Genomic DNA, 17246 nt, shown 5'->3' with positions numbered 1-17246 from the left:
GCAATGCACTTCAGTCCCGAGCGAACATCCCACGGAGCAGTCCCTCCGAATGCGAGTAGTCCTCGCCGGAGACGTCGACGACGACACGATCGATGGTTCCCCCGACAAAGGTGAACGGCGGTGCGTACCGGGCTGAGACGGGCTGCCCCACCTCGCGGCCGATCGACGCGCCTTCCCCCGCGAGAGTGAAGTACGCGGGCTGGGATCTCATCGGACCGGATGCGACGACGGCGTCGTTGACGTGCAGTTCGGTCGTGCCGTGCGGGGTGGTGCCGTCTCGGCCCTCGATCGTGTACCGCACCCCGACCCTCGCACGTCCGCGCGGGAGCGGCTCGGGGGCGGTGAACGTCTGCTCCTCTTCGCCGAGCCAGTTGTAGAGGTATGTGAGGCGTCCGTCCTGAACGAACAGGGCGTGCCCGCCGAACCGTGCCCCCATCGAGTAGATGACACCCTCGGGTTCGTCGTCGATATCGACGTCGGCGACGATCGTGAACGACCGTCCCATGATCTCGACGGCGCTGCGCTCCGGAACGACCGCGCCGTTCGGGTAGAGCGTCATCGACGTGCGCCCCTCCATGGGGTTGGGGCGGGCGATGGCGAAGAGTTCCGTCGGGTTTCGGTCGTCGAGGGGGTAACCGTTGTACTGCAACGCGAGTCGGTGCCAGAGCCGCTTCATCTCCTCCAGCTTGTCGGGGTTCTCCGCGGCGAGGTCATGCAGTTGATTGCGGTCTTCCGGCAGGTGGAAGAGTTCCCAGCGGTCGTCGTCGAAGTGCCCCCATCCGGTCGGGGCCGGCGCATGCACGGTCGAGGCGTGCCATCCTCCCTGCCAGACGCCGCGGGTGCCGAGCATGCTGTAGAACTGCTCCTCCTTGACCTCGCCCGCATCCGCATCGTCGATCACTCTCTCGAAGCTGACGCCCTCGAGCGGCTTCTGCCGGTAACCCTTGACCGCCGACGGGGCGTCGATGCCGAGCAGGTCCAGGACGGTAGGGACGATATCGGTGACGTGGAGGTATTGCTCGCGCATCTCTCCTCGAGCGGCGATGCCCTTGGGCCACGCGATGATCATCGGATCCGCCGTGCCTCCCTCGAACGACGCGTTGGTCTTGTAGAGCTTGTGGGGCGTGTTGAACGCCATCGCCCACCCGTTCGAATAGTGCGGATGCGTGGACTCGGAGCCGAGCTCCGACAACTGCTGCAGGTTCTGCTCGATGTTCTCGGAGATCCCGTTGTACCAGCGGTTCTCGTTGACGGAGCCTGAGGGTCCGCCCTCCGCGCTGGAGCCGTTGTCGGACAAGACCACGATGAGCGTATTGTCGAGCTGACCCGATTCCTCCAGGTAGTCCAGCAGTCGGCCGACCTGCGCATCCGTGTACGACGCGAAGCCCGCGAACACCTCCGCCTGGCGCTCGAAGAGCTTCTTCTCGCCGTCGGACAGCGAGTCCCACGGACGTACGATGTCCGATGCCGGCCACGCCGTGCCGTCGCCCGACGTCGCGTCCTCGTAGGGGTTGAGCGGTGGCACTCGAGTGCCGGCGGGGAGGATGCCCGCCTCGATCTGCGACGCGAGGACGATCTCGCGGTACTTCTCGTACCCCATCGAGAACTCGCCCTTGTACTCGTCGGCCCACTCGGTGAAGACGTGGTGAGGGGCATGACCGGCACCCGGGGCGAAGTAGGTGAACCACGGCTTCTCGACCGCGGTCACCTTGGCGTCACGGATGAACTCGATCGCGCGGTCGGCGAGGTCCTTCGACAGGTGGTAGCCGTCTGCCGGCAGCGCCGGCGGCTCCACAGGGTGGTTGTCGTAGGTCAGATCGGGGAACCACTGATCGGTCAGCCCGCCGAGGAAGCCGTAGAAGCGGTCGAATCCCCGGGACAGCGGCCACGTGCGCTTCGACGCGCCCATGCTCATCTCGGCCGCTGGCGACAGATGCCATTTGCCGATCGCGAAGGTGTTGTACCCCTGCTCCGAGAGGATCTCCGAGAGGAACGCGTCTTCGGCGGGAATCAGGCACGACAGGTTCGGGAACCCGTCGCTCGCTTCGCCGATCGTTCCCATTCCCACGCTCTGCGCGTTGCGCCCCGTGAGCAGGGCCGCGCGCGTGGGGGAGCAGAGAGCCGTTGTGTGGAACTGGGTGAACCGGACGCCGAGGTCGGCGAGCCGTCGCATGTTCGGCATCCTGATCAGTCCGCCGTAGAGGTCCCAGCTGCCGAATCCCATGTCGTCCCAGACGATGAAGAGGACGTTCGGAGCCCCGGAAGGCGCCTGGGGTTCGATGAAAGGACCCCAGTCGGATGTCGAGTCACGCACGTCCTCGCGGATCTCGCCTGTGAATTCGGCCATGTCATCTGCCCCCTCGCGACCGTCGATGCCCTGACAGTAGTCCCCCGCGGAGCCCAGCGACAGTGCTTCCGGGAGCGAGGGCAGCGGAGCAGGGATCGGTGGCTGCCGATGCCGTCGTCGCCCCCGGATGAGAAGCTAGAAGGATGAGTTCGACCTCTGCCTCCGACGTGATCACCATGCCTGCGGACACCCCGCTGACGGATGCCGAGGTGCGGCGCCTGCGCGAGGACTTCCCGATCCTGGGCGTCGAGGTGAACGGGCATCCGCTCGCATACCTCGATTCGGGTGCCACCTCGCAGCGCCCGCTTGCGGTGCTCGATGCCGAGCGGGAGTTCGCGACGACGCTGAACGCCGCCGTGCATCGCGGGGCGCACACGCTCGCCGCCGAGGCGACCGAGGTCTTCGAAGACGCCCGTGCGACCCTCGCCCGCTTCATCGGCGCCGATGAGGGCGAGATCGTCTGGACGTCCAACGCGACCGAGGCCATCAACCTCGTCGCCTACGGAATCTCGAACGCATCTCTGGGGCGCGGAGGAGCGGCCGCCGAGCGCTTCCGCATCGGTCAGGGCGACGAGATCGTCACGACCGAGATGGAGCATCACGCAAACCTCATCCCGTGGCAGGAGCTCGCCGCGCGCACGGGGGCGACGCTGCGGGTGATCCCGCTCGACGACGACGGAGCGCTGCGGCTCGACGTAGCCGCCGAGCTCATCGGCGACCGCACCAGGCTCGTCGCCGTCACGCACGTGTCGAACGTGCTCGGTGTGATCAACCCCACAGATCAGCTCGTCGCCATGGCCCGCCGGGTCGGCGCCCTCGTGCTGCTCGACGCATGCCAGTCCGCGCCGCACCTGCCGCTCGACGTGCGCGCGCTCGACGTCGACTTCGCCGTGCTGTCCGGTCACAAGATGCTCGGCCCCTCGGGCATCGGCGCGCTATACGGGCGCCGCGAACTGCTCGAGGCGCTCCCGCCCTTCCTCACCGGCGGCTCGATGATCACGACGGTCACGACGACCGAGGCCGAGTACCTTCCGCCGCCGCAGCGCTTCGAGGCCGGCACGCAGCGGGTGTCTCAGGCTGTGGCTCTCGCCGCGGCGGTCGACTATCTCTCGGCGGTCGGGATGCCGCGCATCGCCGCCCACGAGGCCGCCTTCGGCCGTCGTCTCGTCGAGGGGCTCACGGCGATAGACGGGGTGCGCGTGCTCGGCGCGGGCATCGATCTGCCACGGGTGGGCCTCGCGAGCTTCGACGTCGACGGCATCCATTCGCACGACGTGGGCCAGTACCTCGACGACCTCGGCATAGCCGTGCGCGTCGGCCACCACTGCGCGCAGCCGCTGCACCGCCGACTGGGCATCACCTCGTCGACCAGGGCGAGCACCTATCTCTACACGACCGAGGACGAGGTGGATGCCGTGATCGCCGGCGTCGCCGGAGCCATCGACTTCTTCCGGAGGGGCGCATGAGCGACCTGCAGAACCTGTATCAGGAGCTCATCCTCGACCAGTCGCGCACGCCGCACGGGTTCGGACTGCGCGACGAGATCGCCGCGCAGTCGCACCAGATCAACCCCACGTGCGGTGACGAGGTCACCCTGCAGGTGCACCGCGCGGCCGACGGCAGCGTCGAGGCGATCGCCTGGGAGGGACACGGCTGCGCGATCTCACAGGCCTCGGCGTCGCTCCTCGCCGAACTGGCCGAAGGGCTCACGGTCGAGGAGCTCGAAGTGCGGATCGACGCGTTCCGCACGGCGATGCGCTCGCGCGGGAAGATCGAGCCCGACGAGGAGCTGCTCGGCGATGCCGCAGCGCTCGGCGGGGTCTCGCGCTACGTCGCGCGGGTGAAGTGCGCGATGCTCGCGTGGGTCGCGGCCGAGGACGCGCTGCAGAAGAGCTGACACCGGCGCCGTCGAGACGGCCGAAGCCGAGGTGCAGGATGGAGGCATGGCCCTCACGCTGACACCGCTCGACCCCGACCGCTTCGACGATTGGCGGTCGGTGACCCGGCGGCGTCTCATCGCTCTCCGCCAGGAGTCGGGGATGCTGGTCGGCGACGACGCCGTCGCGCACGCCGACGCCTTCCTCGATCAGCTCCTTCCCGATGGAGCCGAGACGCAGACATCGGTCATCCTGTCGATTCGCGACGGGGGTCACGAACTGGGCACGGTGTGGCTGGCCTCGATGACCGGGATGCTCATGATCATCGACCTGTCGTTCGCCCGCGACCCGTCTGCGTCGCAGCGGGACGCGCTGTTCTCCGCACTCGTGGCGATGGCGCGCGACCACGAGGCCGATCGGCTGAGCGTGCCGCTATCCGTCACCGACGACCGCACGCGCGGATTCATCGAGGGGCGCGGGTTCGCCTGCGCGTCGATCCAGATGCTGTTGGAGCCCCTGCCTGTTCGCGATCGCGAACCGCAGATCCTGGTCGAACCGATGGCCGCCGAACGCTTTCCGTCGTTCGCGGCGGCGTCCGAGTCGGCCTTCGCGGAGGAGCTCGCAGCTTCGGGGCGGTACTCGCTCGAGGACGCCCGCGTCGAGTCGCACCGGCAGATGACGCAGGAGTTGCCGGATGGCGTGGCGACCGAGGGGCAGGAGCTCTTCACTGCCACGGTCGACGGGGAGGAGGTCGGCATCCTCTGGGTCGGCCTCCGAAGCAGGGGCGGTAGGCCGCACGCCTTCATCCTCGACATCGAGGTCGCCGAATCGGAGCGGCGCAGGGGCTACGGACGGGAGATGATGCTCGCCGCCGAGCGGGTGGCGCGAGACCGCGGAGCGGACTCGATCGGACTGCACGTGTTCGGAGCGAACTCAGGCGCGATCGCCCTGTACGAAGGACTCGGCTATCGACGCGTCGAGGAGAGGCATCTGCTCCACATCGCGGAATAGGTGCCGCAGCGACACGTTGACCCTCACATGACCACTCTCGGAATCATCGGTGCAGGACACATCGGCAGCCAGGTCGCGCGCGCGGCGGTGGCTCACGGCTATGACGTCGTGATCGCGAACTCGCGCGGACCCGAGACGCTCGCCCCTCTCATCGTGGAGCTGGGGGACAGGGCGCGCGCGGCGACCGCTGCGGAGGCTGCCGCGGCGGCCGACGTCGCGGTGGTCACGATCCCGCTCGGTCGCATCGACGAGCTCCCCGTCGACGAGTTGGCGGGCAAGATCGTCCTCGACACGAACAACTACTACTTCGAGCGCGACGGGCATATCGACGAGCTCGACAAGGGCGAGACCACCACGTCTGAGCTGCTGCAGCGTCAGCTGCCCACCTCCCGCATCGTGAAGGCGTTCAACCACATCATGGCCCGCGACATCACGACCGACGGCGCTCCGGCGGGGACGGCGAACCGTCGTGCCCTCGCGACGGCCGGCGACGACGCAGAGGCCGTGGAGTTCGTCACCCGGTTCTACGACGAACTCGGCTTCGACACCGTGAACATCGGTCCGCTGAGCGAGTCGTGGCGCGTCGAGCGCGACCGCCCCGCCTACGTGGTGCGCCAGAACGCCGAGGAGCTGCGCGCCAACCTCGCCATCGCGAACCGCCTGCCCTGAGCTGCAATTCCGCGCCTGGTGGGATACCAAACTTGTCCCTCCGGCACGCGGATGAGACAATCCCGATATGGCGGAGGTGGGGGCTGCCGGCGAACTCGAGTCGGTGAGAGTGACGCGCATTCTGCGCGATGACATCGTCTTGGGTCGGAGGCTTCCGGGATCCCGGCTCGTCGAGCGCGACATCGCGGCGGATCTCAACGTCTCTCGTCTTCCCGTCCGTGAGGCGATCCGCACCCTCGTCTCCGAGGGGGTCGTGGTGGCGCGTCCGCGCACCTGGGCCGTCGTGCGGGAATTCTCGCGGCAGGATCTTCAGGACTACGGCGAGGTGCGCGAGGCGATCGAGACGATGATCTTCGTCTTCGCCGCGCAACGCGGCACGCCGGAGGGGCATGCTCGGCTCCGCTCGGTCTACGAGCAGGAGCTGGCGGCCGCCGCATCCGGCGATGTCGAGGGTGCACGCATCGCGGCGAGTCTCTTCCACGAGGTCGCGGCGCACCTCGCGGGGAACCATATGATCGGCGAGTTCGTCGGCGTCTTCGCGACCCGTCTGAAGTGGCTCTTCGGCCAGCACGACGACCTCGTGGAGACGGCCGAGGAGCATCGGGTGATCCTCGAAGCCGTCGAGGCGCAGGATGCCGATGCATTGCGCATGCTGATCCCGCAGCACACCGCGAGCGCCGTGGCGTCCGCCGCGCGCCGCCTCGAAGTCCGCGCGGAATCTGCCTGATCTTGAGCTCTCGTATACCCCTAGGGGGTATGGTGGAGGTGTCATCGACGAAAGGATCGACATGACCACGACCACTTACACCGTGACCGGCATGACCTGCGGGCACTGCGAGGGCTCCGTGCGCAGCGAGGTCTCGAAGCTGCAGGGCGTCACCACCATCGACGTGAGCGCGGCATCCGGCCGACTCGTCGTCACCTCCGAGTCCCCGCTCGACGACACCGCCGTCCTGGCAGCGGTCGACGAGGCCGGGTACAGCGCCGCGCGCGCCTGATCCGCCCATGAGCGAGCAGCTGGCCTCGTACGATCTCGAGATCGGAGGCATGACCTGTGCGTCGTGCGCCGCGCGCATCGAGAAGCGTCTGAACCGGATCGACGGCGTGACGGCATCCGTCAACTACGCGACCGAGAAAGCGCACGTCGAGGTCGCGGGAGACGTGGTCGCCGACGACCTGATCTCCGAGGTCGTCCGCACCGGCTACACCGCCGCGCTGCCGCGCGAGACCGTGCCCGCCGAGACCGACCCGGCCTACGTCCTGCTGCGCCGGCGGCTCATCGTGGCCGTGGCTCTCGCGGTGCCGGTCATCGCGATGGCGATGGTCGAGGGGCTGCAGTTCCCCGGCTGGCAGTGGGCGTCGCTCGCGCTCGCTGTCCCGGTGGTCACGTGGGCGGCGTGGCCGTTCCACCGCGCAGCCGTGCTCAACGCCCGCCACCGCACCGTCACGATGGACACGCTGATCTCGGTCGGTGTCTCGGCCGCCTTCCTCTGGTCGCTGTACGCGCTCGTCTTCGGCACGGCAGGCATGTGGGGCATGACGCATCCGTTCCGGTTCACGATCGAGCGCGGTGACGGGCTCGGGACCATCTACCTCGAGGTGGCCGCGGGCGTCACGATGTTCCTGCTCCTCGGCCGCTTCCTCGAGCAGCGCTCGAAGCGCACGGCAGGGGCGGCCCTGCGCGCCCTCGGCGAACTCGGCGCGAAGGACGTCGCCGTGCTGCGCGACGGCGTGGAACAGCGGATGCCGCTGGCTCACCTCGTCGTCGGCGACGTGTTCGTCGTTCGGCCGGGCGAGAAGATCGCGACCGACGGCGTCGTGCGCGAGGGGTCGTCGGCTGTCGACGCGTCGATGCTGACCGGCGAGTCCGTGCCGGTGGAGGTAGGTGCGGGCGACGCCGTCACCGGCGCGACCGTGAACGTGGGCGGCCGCCTGGTCGTCACCGCCACGAGAGTCGGGGCCGACACGCAGCTCGCGCGCATGGCGCGGCTCGTCGAGCAGGCGCAGTCGGGCAAGGCCGAGGCGCAGCGCCTCGCCGACCGGCTCTCGACCGTGTTCGTGCCCATCGTGTTCGCGATCGCCGCCGTGACGCTCGTCGCTTGGCTGATCGGCGGTGGGGGAGTCTCTGCGGCGTTCACGGCGGCTGTCGCGGTGCTGATCATCGCGTGCCCGTGCGCGCTCGGGCTCGCCACGCCGATGGCGCTGCTCGTCGGCACCGGCCGCGGTGCGCAGCTCGGCGTGCTCATCAAGGGACCGGAGGTGCTCGAGTCGACCCGCCGTGTCGACACGGTCGTGCTTGACAAGACCGGCACCGTGACGAGCGGACGCATGACGCTCGCCGAGGTCATCCCTGCGGACGGCGAGGGCGAGGGCGAGGTGCTGCGCCGCGCCGCCGCGCTCGAGGACGCCTCAGAGCACCCCGTCGCAGCAGCGATCGTGCGCGGGGCGGTGGAGCGGTTCGGCGACCTGCCGTCGGTGAGCGAGTTCCGCAGCATCCAAGGCCGCGGCGTCGCCGGCCTCGTCGACGGCGTGCCGGTCACGGTCGGTCGGCCGGCGGTTCTCTCCGAGGAATCGGTGCCGCTCGACGGCGGTCTGCTCGCCGCGTTCGAGGACGCGGAGCGTCGTGCGCACACCGCCGTCGTGGTCGCCTGGGGCGGACGCGCTCGCGGAGTGCTCGTCGTGTCCGATGTCGTCAAGCCCGATGCCCGCGAGGCGATCGCCGCCCTGCGCGACCTCGGTCTCGAGCCCGTGCTGCTCACCGGCGATAACCGGCGCGCCGCAGAGGCCGTGGCGGCGGAGGTCGGCATCCGGGCCGTGCGCGCCGGCGTGCTGCCCGAGCAGAAGGTCGCCGAGGTCGCGGCGCTGCAGGGGCAGGGAAAGGTCGTGGCGATGGTGGGTGACGGCGTCAACGACGCGGCGGCGCTCGCAGCATCCGACCTCGGGATAGCCATGGGCACCGGAACGGATGCCGCGATCGAGGCGTCGGATCTCACCCTGGTGCGCGGCGACCTCTGGGGCGCGGTCGACGCGATCCGTCTCGCCCGGCGCACCCTCGCGATCATCCGCGGCAACCTGTTCTGGGCGCTCGCGTACAACGTCGCGGCGATCCCGCTTGCGGCGCTCGGACTGCTGAACCCGATGCTCGCCGGAGCCGCCATGGCGTTCTCCAGCGTCTTCGTCGTGCTGAACAGTCTGAGACTGCGGCGTTTCCGCAGTGCCGCTCCGCACGCGATCGGGTAGTCGGCGCCCTTCCGCCTGGATATATTGTGCGTACGGAATCGTTCCGGAAGTGCGTCGTGTCTGGGGAGCGATATGCGCAGACTCGCGGTCGTCGTCGGAGGGCTGCTGCTCGTCGGTGGAGCGGTGATCGTCGTGGTCGCCGACGAGCAGCGTGTGGCCGCGCTCGCAGAGGTGAAGGCGGCGGTCGTGCGAGCCGAGGAGAACCTCGACGCCGCGCGGGCCGCCAACTACGACCTCGCTGAGCAGCTCACGAGCCTGCGCGCGCAGATCGCCGAGCAGGACGCACAGCTCGCCGACTCCACAGGCTTCCTCCCGTGATGCTGCGCCGCGTGTTCTCGGTCACGGTCGTGACCGCCGTGCTGCTCGCCGCCGGTGTCGTCGGCCGGGCGCAGGCGCTCGACGACGCTCGGGCCGAAGCCGTCGCCGAGCTGCAGCAGATCGCTCAGCAGACGAACGACGCGCAGATGCGGTCCGACCATCTGCGGGGGCAGGTCGAGGCCGCCGAACGCGACACCGCCGGCCGCGCAGCCGTGCTCGAGGTGCGCCCGGCCTTCGTGCAGGAGATCGCGTCGCTGAGCGCGGCGATCAGTGCGGCCGAGGGCAAGGTCGACACCGCCGCGCACAGGGCGGCGGCGCAGTCGGCCCAGCAGACCGTGCTCGCGGAGAAGTCCGACCCGGCGGTGGTCGTCGCCGCGACCGCGACCGTGCACGCGCTCGCCGACAAGGTGGGCGAGGAGGTCTCGACGTGGCAGGCGGCGCAGTACGCGCGCCCGACGGGACCCGCCTGGTCGTCGAGCGGACCCGACGGCTACGCGCGCGTGCGCGCCGCGCTCGACCGGGTCGGCGGAGCCGGGGTAGGCCTGTACGAATCGTCGTCGTGCGCCGGAGGCACGGCGCCCGCCTGCGCGAACAGCAACGGGTACATCAAGTACCGCGGAGACATAGCCGGATGGAGCGCTGATCGACTGAACTGGGCCATGGCGCACGAGCTCGCGCACATCTACCAGTTCCAGGTCTGGGGATCGCTCAACGCCTCGGGGTCATACGAGTCTCTGTTCGGCGGTGACCCGGAGTTCCTCGCCAACTGCATGGCCGTTGTGCGCGGGTATCCGGGATCCGTCGGTTGCAATGGCGACCAGCAGGCGTGGGCCTCCGGCATCTGGGTCGGCGTGGTGCGCTGACTCAGGTCTCCCACTCCCGCAGCTCCGCGGTGAGCTGCGCGAGGTACTCGGGCGGGCCGGCCTCGGCGAACCAGAGCCACAGCTCGGCGGCATGTATCGCATCCCACTGATGCACCTCGTCGGCATCCGCCCCGTAGGCCCCGATCAGGGCCGCCGTCGATCGCGGATCCTTGCGACTCGCGCCCCAGGCGGCGCGAGACAGCTCGCGGAGCGGATCGCCGAGATGCGCCGCCTCCCAGTCGACGATCCCGGAGATCCGGCCCGCGGCGTAGAGGAGGTTGCCGTCGGTCCAGTCGCCGTGGCAGAAGACCTGACCCGACGAGGGCGGGACCACGAGCGGTAGAGGAGGGGCGTCGGAAGCCCGATAGCGCGCGACGACGACCGCGTCGTCGGGGCGCGGTGCGAGACCGGCGGGTGGCGGCACTTCGTGCAACCGGCGGAGAAGGGATGCCGAGGCGCTGAGCCCGGCGAGGCGGGTCTCCGCGGCGACGTCGTCGAGTCGGATTCCCGGCATCTCCGTCATGAGGATCGCGCCCGGCCCGTCCTCGACGAGCTCGGGGGTGGGCAGGCCGTCGACGGATGACAGCGCCTGGAGTGCGCGGACCTCGGTGCGGTGCCGCTCGGCATCCGGCATCCGCTTCTCGACGAGGCGAACGCCGTCGCGCTCGACGAGCCGCACCGCGCCCACTGCTCCCTGTCGCATCATGATCTCCGTCGCTCGGGCCGGGGTCCGCTCCATTCTGGCCGACCGACGCGAGGGTCGAAACGGGTACGCTCGAAGGGAGGAGGAACGGGTGGGACGAACTGCGGATGCCATCGCCGAGGGCGTCGCGATCGCGACCGCCGCGGCGCGCCTCGCCGTGAAGAACCACATCCTCATCGGCACGATCGCGGAGGGCGGCGTGTTCGACACCCAGAAGTACATCGCCGACGCGCGGGAGGCGCTGCGGGCGATGGCCGAGGAGTCGGAAGAGGCGGAGGAGAACCTCACCGCCCTGCGCAAACGCGCCCGCGGACGCCACTCCGACCCGTCCGGCACTCACGACTACCGGGACCGTGACGTACGCAACCTTCGCCGTCGCGCGAAGCAGTCGCACGGAGTCGCGACGAAGCTGCGGGAGATGATGGACGACGAGGCGGCGCTGAGCACGATCGTCGAGGAGGCGCGCGCGGCGGCCTGGTCGGACGTGCGCCACAACCTCGACCGTCGTCTGCGCGTCGAGGGCATGCGCCCCGATCAGGATCCCGACTACGAGCGCATGCGCGACGCACGCATGCAGGCGCTGCGGCTCGTCGACCTGCAGGCTCTGTCGTCTCAGCAGCGCGCCCGCGCCAAGCGCAAGAAGAAGCAGGAGAAGGTCGCCGAACGCGCCGACTGACCCCTCGATTCGCAATCGTCTGGCTCCTGTTATAAGCTGTTCCACGGCCCGCTGAGCGGTCCAGGAGCGCCCGTAGCTCAATGGATAGAGCATCTGACTACGGATCAGAAGGTTAGGGGTTCGAGTCCCTTCGGGCGCACATCACCCGGAAGTCCCCGTCGCATTAGCGGCGGGGATTTCTGCATCCGGGGGCTGTTCTGCCGGCACCGTCAGGCATCGGGTGACGGTGCGAGGCGGTAGAGCACCTGCGGGCGTCCGCGCTTGCCGTAGCGGTGCGCCAGGTCGATCACGCCCGTCGCGACGAGGTGGTCGAGGTAACGGCGAGCGGTCGCGCGCGAGAGCGAGCAGGCCGCAGCGATGTCGGATGCCGACCGCGAGGTGACCGGGTCGAGAGCCGCGATCACGCGCGCCAGCGTGACCTCCGCGAGTCCCTTCGGCAGTCCGCTCGACTGTTCTCGCGGAGGGGTGGAGGCGCGATCGCCCGCGCGATCGCCCAGCCGGACGGTTCCGGTGGCGAGCAGGCGGTCGACTTCGCCCTGCGCCAGCGGCCGGTCGTGCTCGTCGCCTTCACGGGCGCTGCGTCGGGCCGCGTACTCCTCGAGCCGTCGGCGCAGCACGTCCTGAGTGAAGGGCTTGATGAGATACCCGACGACGTGGGCCGCGAGCGCCTGGCGCACCGTCACCTGGTCGCGCGACGAGCTGATCACGAGCACGTCCGGACCCCCTGTTCCGAAGGCGCGGAGCCGGTGCAGCACCTCCACCCCGCTGATGTCGGGCAGGCGCATGTCGAGCAGCAGCAGCTCGACGTCGTCGGTCACCTGCGCGAGCGCCGCGACGCCGGTGCCGGCCGTGCCCACCAACTCGAAACCGGGAGTCTCGGCGATGAACCGAGCGTGCAGCGCACGAGCACCGGGATCGTCGTCGACGACGAGAACGCGGATGCCGCTCACCGCACCGCATCCATCTCGAAGTCGAAGCGCGCGCCGCCCAGAGACGAGCGCCCGACCTCGATCACGCCACCGCGCGCCCCCACCGTGCGGCGCACGAGGTCGAGACCGATACCGCGTCCGCCGACCGAGCGATCCGCCTTCGACGAGTAGCCGCGCGCGAACACCCGCTCGACGTCGGCGGGGTCGATACCCGGTCCGTCGTCTTCGACCGAGCCCACCAGGGTGCGTCCGCGCTCGGTGATGGTGCATCGGACGCGCCGCGCGCCGGCCTCTCCCGCGTTGCGGCACAGGTTCGCGACGACGAGCAGCACGCCCTCGTCGACCGCGACGTCGTCGTCGACCTCGAGCTCGAGCCGCGTGCCCAGCGCGGTGAGCTCGTTCTGCACGGCCTCGATCGCCGCGCCCACGACCGTGGCTCCGGCGACTCCCGGTCGCTCGGTCGTGAGCACCGGGACGATGTTGTCGATGTAGGCCAGCGCGTCGTCGGTATCGCCGTGCGAGACGAGCCCGTGGATCACGTGCAGCCGGGTGCTGAACTCGTGCGACTGCTCCTGCAGGGCGGCGGTGGTGCGCCGCAGGTGCTCGTGCTCAGCTGCCTGCTCGTCGAGACGACGGAAGCGCCGCTCGATCGCCGCGCCGACGGCCGAGCTCGCGAGTGTTCCGACGACGAGAGAGCCGATGATCCACGGCAGGAGGTCGCCGAGGGCCTCGTCGCGTTGCGCCGAGAGACTCGATTCCAGCACCCCGACGGCCACCATGCCGATGACCCGGTCGCCGTCGCCGTAGACGGGGACCTTGGCGCGCAGTGAGCGGCCGGACGGCCCGGTCTCGGTGCCGAGGAACTCTTCGCCGGCCAGCACCGACTCGTTCGTGGTCGACACCTGAACCCCGCGCTCCTCGGGAAGGGGATGCGTGATCCGCACCCCCTCGTCGTCGGTGATGACGACGTAGTAGACGCCGGCGGCCTGCCCGACGATGTCGGCGAGCGGCTGCAACTCCGCCGTCGCAGCGGCGAGGTCGCTCGCGTCGGCCAGATCGTCGTCGTCGCCGCTGTCGATCGTCGATTCCAGGGTCCGCCGAACCTCGGGTAGCACGGCGAGGCTCGCGGCGACCTCGTGCACGCGGTCGGCCGTGGCGGCGCGGATGCTGCGCTCCTGCGCCGCGATCGCGACCCCGGCCGTCACGCCGACGGCGGCGAGCACGATGACGCTGGGCAGCAGCAGCACGCCGAGGCGCACAGTGCGGCCGCCGCCGATGCGTCTCATCTCGACCACCTCTCCGTCGCGGGATCGCCGTCCGCCGCTCGTCGCTGAGCGTCATGAGCATCTATGAGCACAAAGCCGAGCGCACGCGACGTGCGCTCGGACCCTTGCCATCCTAATAACCGTCTTGCGGCGACAACGATGTCCGCACGAGGAGGCTATGATGACGACGAGTTCATCGAGGGCGCGGGTCCTACCCCGCGTCATAGGCGGCACGATCGCCGCTGCGGCGATCGGCATCGCCGCGTTCGGATCCATCACGTCGGCTGCAGCCGGACAGGACATCCACGCGTCGATGACCATCATCGCGCCGGCCGCGGCAGGCGGCGGATGGGACGGCGTGGCCCGCGAGCTGCAGCAGGCGCAGAAGGCGAACGGGCTCGTCAACAACGTCCAGGTCGTGAACATGCCGGGTGCAGGCGGCACCATCGCCCTCGGCAACGTGTCGGTGCTCGAAGGGCAGCCGAACAACCTCCTCGTCGGAGGCACCGGCCTCATGGCGGCGACGATCCAGTTCGGCTCCGCGGCGACGCTCGACGACGTGACCCCGCTCGCCGTGGTCGTCGAGGAGTACGACGTGATCGTGGTGCCGGCCGACTCGCCGTACGAGACGCTCGACGACCTCGTCGAGGCCTGGAAGGCCGACCCGAAGGGCGTGCCCTGGACGGGCGGAGGGTCATTCGATCAGCTCGTCGTGACCGACCTCGCGCTCAGTGCGGGCATCGATCCCCTCGACACGACCTACATCTCGTCGGACGGCGGAGGAGAGGCGATCCAGGCCCTCCTCAACGGCACGGCCGAGGCGGCGGCCGGCGGCTATCCCGACAACATCGACCAGATCGAGTCGGGCCGTCTGCGGGTACTCGCCCTCGTCGCAGAGGAGCCCGTCGACGGCATCGATATCCCGACGGCCGCCGAGCAGGGCTACGACGTCTCGCTCACCAACTGGCGCATGCTCGCCGCACCGGCAGGGCTCGCCGACGACCAGGTCGACGGACTGCGCGACCTGATCACCGAGTCGATCGAGACACCGGAGTGGCAGGACGCGATCGACCGCTACCACTGGACCGAGCGGGTCATCACGGGGGAGGACCTCGACGCGTTCCTCGCAGACGAGCACTCCCGGATCGAGCAGCTGTACGAGGAGATGGGGCTGTGATGTCATCCAACAATCCGACAGCGGTATCCGCGGTCGTCGGGCAGCGGCTGGCGTTCGGGGCGGGTCCCGGACGCGCTGCGGCCCTGCTGAAGAACCTCACCATGCCGGCCGTGCTGGTCGCCTTCGCGACCTACCTGCTGGTGGGCATCATCACGATGAAGGTCCCGGAGGGGACGGCCTTCCCCGGGCCGCAGTTCTTCCCGACGCTGATCACGGCCGGGCTCTACCTGTTCGCCGCCGTGCTCGCCGTCGGCGCCGTGCGCGAGCATCGCGCAGAGGACGACGCCGCGGCATCCGTCTCGGCGGCGCCGGTCGCACCGGCATCCGCTTCGACGCCCGAGGAGCCGGCCGTGCCGCGCACGGTCCGCGTCGACGTGAGGTCGCTCGTCTGGGTGGTGGGCTCGTTCCTCGTCTTCGCGCTCGTGCTCAACCTCCTCGGCTGGATCATCGCCGCAGGGCTCCTGTTCTGGTGCATCGCGCGCGGGTTCGGCTCGACGCGCTGGCTGTTCAGCCTCGTGGTCGGCCTGACCGTGAGCTCGCTCTCGTACATCGCGTTCGACATGGCGCTCGGCATGTCTCTGCCCTCGGGCATTCTCGGATGGGGGTTCTGACATGGACGTGCTGCAGCTTCTCGCGGAGGGCTTCGCCGGAGCCCTCACCTGGCAGAACCTCGTCTGGGTTCTGGTCGGATGCCTGCTCGGCACCGCGGTCGGCGTCATGCCGGGCCTCGGATCCTCGATGGCGGTGGCCCTGCTGCTGCCCGTGACCTTCTCTCTCGAACCGACGGCGGCGTTCATCATGTTCGCCGGCGTCTACTTCGGCGGGCTGTTCGGCGATTCCACCATGGGCATCCTGATGAACACGCCGGGGCAGGCGTCGGCGATCGCCTCGACCATCGAGGGCCACAAGATGGCCAGGAACGGACGGGCGGCCCAGGCGCTCGCGACCGCCGCGATCGGAGCGTTCATCGGCGGCTTCATCGGATCGATCGTCGTGGTCTTCCTGGCCCCTGCGCTCGCGGACTTCTCCAGCCGGTTCGGGCCGGCCGAGTTCTTCGCGCTCGCCGTCTTCGCCTTCGTCGCCACGTCGTCGGTCGTCACCGACAACGTGATCAAGGGGCTGACCTCGCTGTTCATCGGGCTCGGCATCGCCGTGATCGGCGTCGACGGCGTCTCGGGGGCCCCGCGCTTCACCATGGGATCGCCGAACCTCTTCGACGGCGTCTCGCTGGTCACCGTGACCGTGGCGATCCTCGCGCTCGGCGAGGTCATCTACGTCGCCTGCCTCGAGCGGCACATGAAGGACAAGGCGCTCATCAAGCCGTCGGGCCGCCCGTGGCTGACGCGTGGCGAGTTCAAGGAAGCGGCTCCCGCCTGGTTCCGGGGCACGGCGATCGGCCTGCCGTTCGGCGTCGTGCCGGCGGGCGGCTCCGAGATCCCCACCTTCCTGGCGTTCGGGCTCGAGAAGCGGCTCGACGCGCGTCGGGCGCACCCGAAGTTCGGCACCGGGGCGATCCGCGGGCTCGCGGCCCCCGAAGCCGCGGGCAACTCGACCACGAGCATGGCGATGGGTGCTCTGCTCGCGCTGGGGCTGCCGATCTCGGCGACCGCCGCCATCATGCTCGCCGCCTTCCGCCAGTACGGCCTGCAGCCCGGACCGCTGCTGTTCGAGCGCGCGCCCGAACTCGTGTGGGCCCTGCTGGCGAGCTTCTTCATCGCGATGATCGTGCTGCTCATCCTGAACCTGCCTTTCGCGATGCTGTGGGCCAAGCTGCTGCTGATCCCGCGTCCGTACCTCTACGCCGGGATCACGCTCTTCTGCGCACTCGGCATCTACGCGACGAGCGGCTCGGTGTTCGACCTGCTCATGCTGCTGGGCATCGGTCTGCTCGGGTTCCTGATGCGGGCGCTCGACTACCCGCTCGCACCGCTCATCATCGGCATGGTGCTCGGACCGCTCGCCGAGACCAGCCTGCGGGATGCCGCGATGAGCGCGAACGGCGACTTCTCGGTGCTCGTGCAGGGGCCGATCTCGATCACGCTGTACGCGATTCTGGCCATCGTCCTCGTGCTGGCGGTGCGCGGGCGCATCGTGGCACGCGCCCAGGCGAAGGCCGAGGCGAAGAAGGTGTCCGTCGAGGCCTGACCGACGACGGGCAACGCCTCGGACGC

General features: G+C 69.6%; 17 protein-coding genes and 1 tRNA gene. 14 read left to right on the top strand and 4 right to left on the bottom strand.

The genetic code is table 11. The features are described 5' to 3' along the window. Nucleotides 1-10: 10 nt before the first annotated feature. A complete protein-coding gene (locus RAC81_RS05615; protein WP_375081405.1) occupies nt 11-2347 on the bottom strand; it encodes a sulfatase-like hydrolase/transferase in 2337 nt (778 codons plus the stop codon). 143 nt (nt 2348-2490) lie between these two features. Between RAC81_RS05615 and RAC81_RS05610 the strand changes: the two genes are divergently transcribed. From RAC81_RS05610 to RAC81_RS05570, 9 genes are all read left to right on the top strand, one after another. Further along, complete coding sequence (locus tag RAC81_RS05610; RefSeq protein ID WP_375081404.1) at nt 2491-3813, top strand: aminotransferase class V-fold PLP-dependent enzyme; 1323 nt, start codon at nt 2491-2493, stop codon at nt 3811-3813. After that, the gene (sufU, locus tag RAC81_RS05605; protein ID WP_375081403.1) at nt 3810-4244 is read left to right on the top strand and encodes a Fe-S cluster assembly sulfur transfer protein SufU; all 435 of its coding nucleotides are present in this window, start codon (nt 3810-3812) and stop codon (nt 4242-4244) included. The genes RAC81_RS05610 and sufU overlap by 4 nt, the downstream gene beginning before the upstream one ends. A gap of 46 nt (nt 4245-4290) precedes the next feature. After that, complete coding sequence (locus RAC81_RS05600; protein ID WP_375081402.1) at nt 4291-5235, top strand: GNAT family N-acetyltransferase; 945 nt, start codon at nt 4291-4293, stop codon at nt 5233-5235. Between the two features lie 27 nt (nt 5236-5262). After that, nucleotides 5263-5904, top strand: coding sequence for an NADPH-dependent F420 reductase (locus RAC81_RS05595; RefSeq protein WP_375081401.1), 642 nt, complete (start codon nt 5263-5265; stop codon nt 5902-5904). 67 nt (nt 5905-5971) lie between these two features. Continuing rightward, nucleotides 5972-6631, top strand: coding sequence for a GntR family transcriptional regulator (locus RAC81_RS05590; protein ID WP_375081400.1), 660 nt, complete (start codon nt 5972-5974; stop codon nt 6629-6631). 61 nt (nt 6632-6692) lie between these two features. Then, nucleotides 6693-6902 (top strand): heavy-metal-associated domain-containing protein, encoded by a 210-nt coding sequence (locus tag RAC81_RS05585; RefSeq protein WP_375081399.1) that lies wholly within the window; start codon nt 6693-6695, stop codon nt 6900-6902. A 7-nt stretch (nt 6903-6909) separates the two neighbouring features. Next, a complete protein-coding gene (locus RAC81_RS05580) occupies nt 6910-9144 on the top strand; it encodes a heavy metal translocating P-type ATPase (RefSeq protein WP_375081398.1) in 2235 nt (744 codons plus the stop codon). Between the two features lie 72 nt (nt 9145-9216). Then, nucleotides 9217-9462: a hypothetical protein gene (locus RAC81_RS05575; protein ID WP_375081397.1), complete on the top strand. Its 246-nt coding sequence runs from the start codon at nt 9217-9219 to the stop codon at nt 9460-9462. After that, nucleotides 9462-10325, top strand: a complete 864-nt coding sequence (locus RAC81_RS05570) for a hypothetical protein (protein ID WP_375081516.1) — start codon at nt 9462-9464, stop codon at nt 10323-10325. The genes RAC81_RS05575 and RAC81_RS05570 overlap by 1 nt, the downstream gene beginning before the upstream one ends. 1 nt (nt 10326) lies before the next feature. Here the strand turns inward: RAC81_RS05570 and RAC81_RS05565 are convergent, their stop codons facing one another. Then, the gene (locus RAC81_RS05565; protein ID WP_375081396.1) at nt 10327-11028 is read right to left on the bottom strand and encodes a phosphotransferase family protein; all 702 of its coding nucleotides are present in this window, start codon (nt 11026-11028) and stop codon (nt 10327-10329) included. Between the two features lie 91 nt (nt 11029-11119). On the opposite strand from RAC81_RS05565, the gene RAC81_RS05560 reads away from it, so the two are divergent. Then, nucleotides 11120-11704, top strand: coding sequence for an asparagine synthase (locus RAC81_RS05560; RefSeq protein ID WP_375081395.1), 585 nt, complete (start codon nt 11120-11122; stop codon nt 11702-11704). A gap of 66 nt (nt 11705-11770) precedes the next feature. Then, a tRNA-Arg gene (locus tag RAC81_RS05555) sits at nt 11771-11843 on the top strand. Between the two features lie 70 nt (nt 11844-11913). Here the strand turns inward: RAC81_RS05555 and RAC81_RS05550 are convergent. Both RAC81_RS05550 and RAC81_RS05545 read right to left on the bottom strand, forming a co-directional pair. Further along, nucleotides 11914-12654, bottom strand: coding sequence for a response regulator (locus tag RAC81_RS05550; RefSeq protein WP_375081394.1), 741 nt, complete (start codon nt 12652-12654; stop codon nt 11914-11916). Next, nucleotides 12651-13919, bottom strand: coding sequence for an ATP-binding protein (locus RAC81_RS05545; RefSeq protein ID WP_375081393.1), 1269 nt, complete (start codon nt 13917-13919; stop codon nt 12651-12653). The genes RAC81_RS05550 and RAC81_RS05545 overlap by 4 nt, the downstream gene beginning before the upstream one ends. Before the next feature lie 160 nt (nt 13920-14079). Between RAC81_RS05545 and RAC81_RS05540 the strand changes: the two genes are divergently transcribed. From RAC81_RS05540 to RAC81_RS05530, 3 genes are read left to right on the top strand one after another with little or no spacing between them, the layout of a single operon-like run. Then, nucleotides 14080-15075 carry a tripartite tricarboxylate transporter substrate binding protein gene (locus tag RAC81_RS05540; RefSeq protein ID WP_375081392.1) on the top strand — a complete coding sequence of 332 codons (996 nt, stop codon included), beginning with the start codon at nt 14080-14082 and terminating at the stop codon, nt 15073-15075. Further along, nucleotides 15075-15686, top strand: coding sequence for a tripartite tricarboxylate transporter TctB family protein (locus RAC81_RS05535; protein ID WP_375081391.1), 612 nt, complete (start codon nt 15075-15077; stop codon nt 15684-15686). Before RAC81_RS05540 ends, RAC81_RS05535 begins: the two co-directional genes overlap by 1 nt. A gap of 1 nt (nt 15687) precedes the next feature. After that, entirely contained in the window at nt 15688-17220 is a 1533-nt protein-coding gene (locus tag RAC81_RS05530) for a tripartite tricarboxylate transporter permease (protein ID WP_375081390.1), read from the top strand. Nucleotides 17221-17246 lie beyond the last annotated feature (26 nt).

This window comes from Microbacterium sp. CR_7 (assembly GCF_041954755.1).
Lineage (GTDB): Bacteria > Actinomycetota > Actinomycetes > Actinomycetales > Microbacteriaceae > Microbacterium.
Note: the sequence above shows the minus strand (reverse complement) of the source record. Positions and strands in the feature narration are given on the sequence as shown.

What these genes read in the sequence shown, in the direction of transcription:
- RAC81_RS05615 (WP_375081405.1), bottom strand. Translation starts at nt 2,347, where the DNA reads ATGGCCGAATTCACAGGCGAGATCCGCGAGGACGTGCGTGACTCGACA.
- RAC81_RS05610 (WP_375081404.1), top strand. Translation starts at nt 2,491, where the DNA reads ATGAGTTCGACCTCTGCCTCCGACGTGATCACCATGCCTGCGGACACC.
- sufU (WP_375081403.1), top strand. Translation starts at nt 3,810, where the DNA reads ATGAGCGACCTGCAGAACCTGTATCAGGAGCTCATCCTCGACCAGTCG.
- RAC81_RS05600 (WP_375081402.1), top strand. Translation starts at nt 4,291, where the DNA reads ATGGCCCTCACGCTGACACCGCTCGACCCCGACCGCTTCGACGATTGG.
- RAC81_RS05595 (WP_375081401.1), top strand. Translation starts at nt 5,263, where the DNA reads ATGACCACTCTCGGAATCATCGGTGCAGGACACATCGGCAGCCAGGTC.
- RAC81_RS05590 (WP_375081400.1), top strand. Translation starts at nt 5,972, where the DNA reads ATGGCGGAGGTGGGGGCTGCCGGCGAACTCGAGTCGGTGAGAGTGACG.
- RAC81_RS05585 (WP_375081399.1), top strand. Translation starts at nt 6,693, where the DNA reads ATGACCACGACCACTTACACCGTGACCGGCATGACCTGCGGGCACTGC.
- RAC81_RS05580 (WP_375081398.1), top strand. Translation starts at nt 6,910, where the DNA reads ATGAGCGAGCAGCTGGCCTCGTACGATCTCGAGATCGGAGGCATGACC.
- RAC81_RS05575 (WP_375081397.1), top strand. Translation starts at nt 9,217, where the DNA reads ATGCGCAGACTCGCGGTCGTCGTCGGAGGGCTGCTGCTCGTCGGTGGA.
- RAC81_RS05570 (WP_375081516.1), top strand. Translation starts at nt 9,462, where the DNA reads ATGCTGCGCCGCGTGTTCTCGGTCACGGTCGTGACCGCCGTGCTGCTC.
- RAC81_RS05565 (WP_375081396.1), bottom strand. Translation starts at nt 11,028, where the DNA reads ATGCGACAGGGAGCAGTGGGCGCGGTGCGGCTCGTCGAGCGCGACGGC.
- RAC81_RS05545 (WP_375081393.1), bottom strand. Translation starts at nt 13,919, where the DNA reads ATGAGACGCATCGGCGGCGGCCGCACTGTGCGCCTCGGCGTGCTGCTG.
- RAC81_RS05540 (WP_375081392.1), top strand. Translation starts at nt 14,080, where the DNA reads ATGACGACGAGTTCATCGAGGGCGCGGGTCCTACCCCGCGTCATAGGC.
- RAC81_RS05535 (WP_375081391.1), top strand. Translation starts at nt 15,075, where the DNA reads ATGTCATCCAACAATCCGACAGCGGTATCCGCGGTCGTCGGGCAGCGG.
- RAC81_RS05530 (WP_375081390.1), top strand. Translation starts at nt 15,688, where the DNA reads ATGGACGTGCTGCAGCTTCTCGCGGAGGGCTTCGCCGGAGCCCTCACC.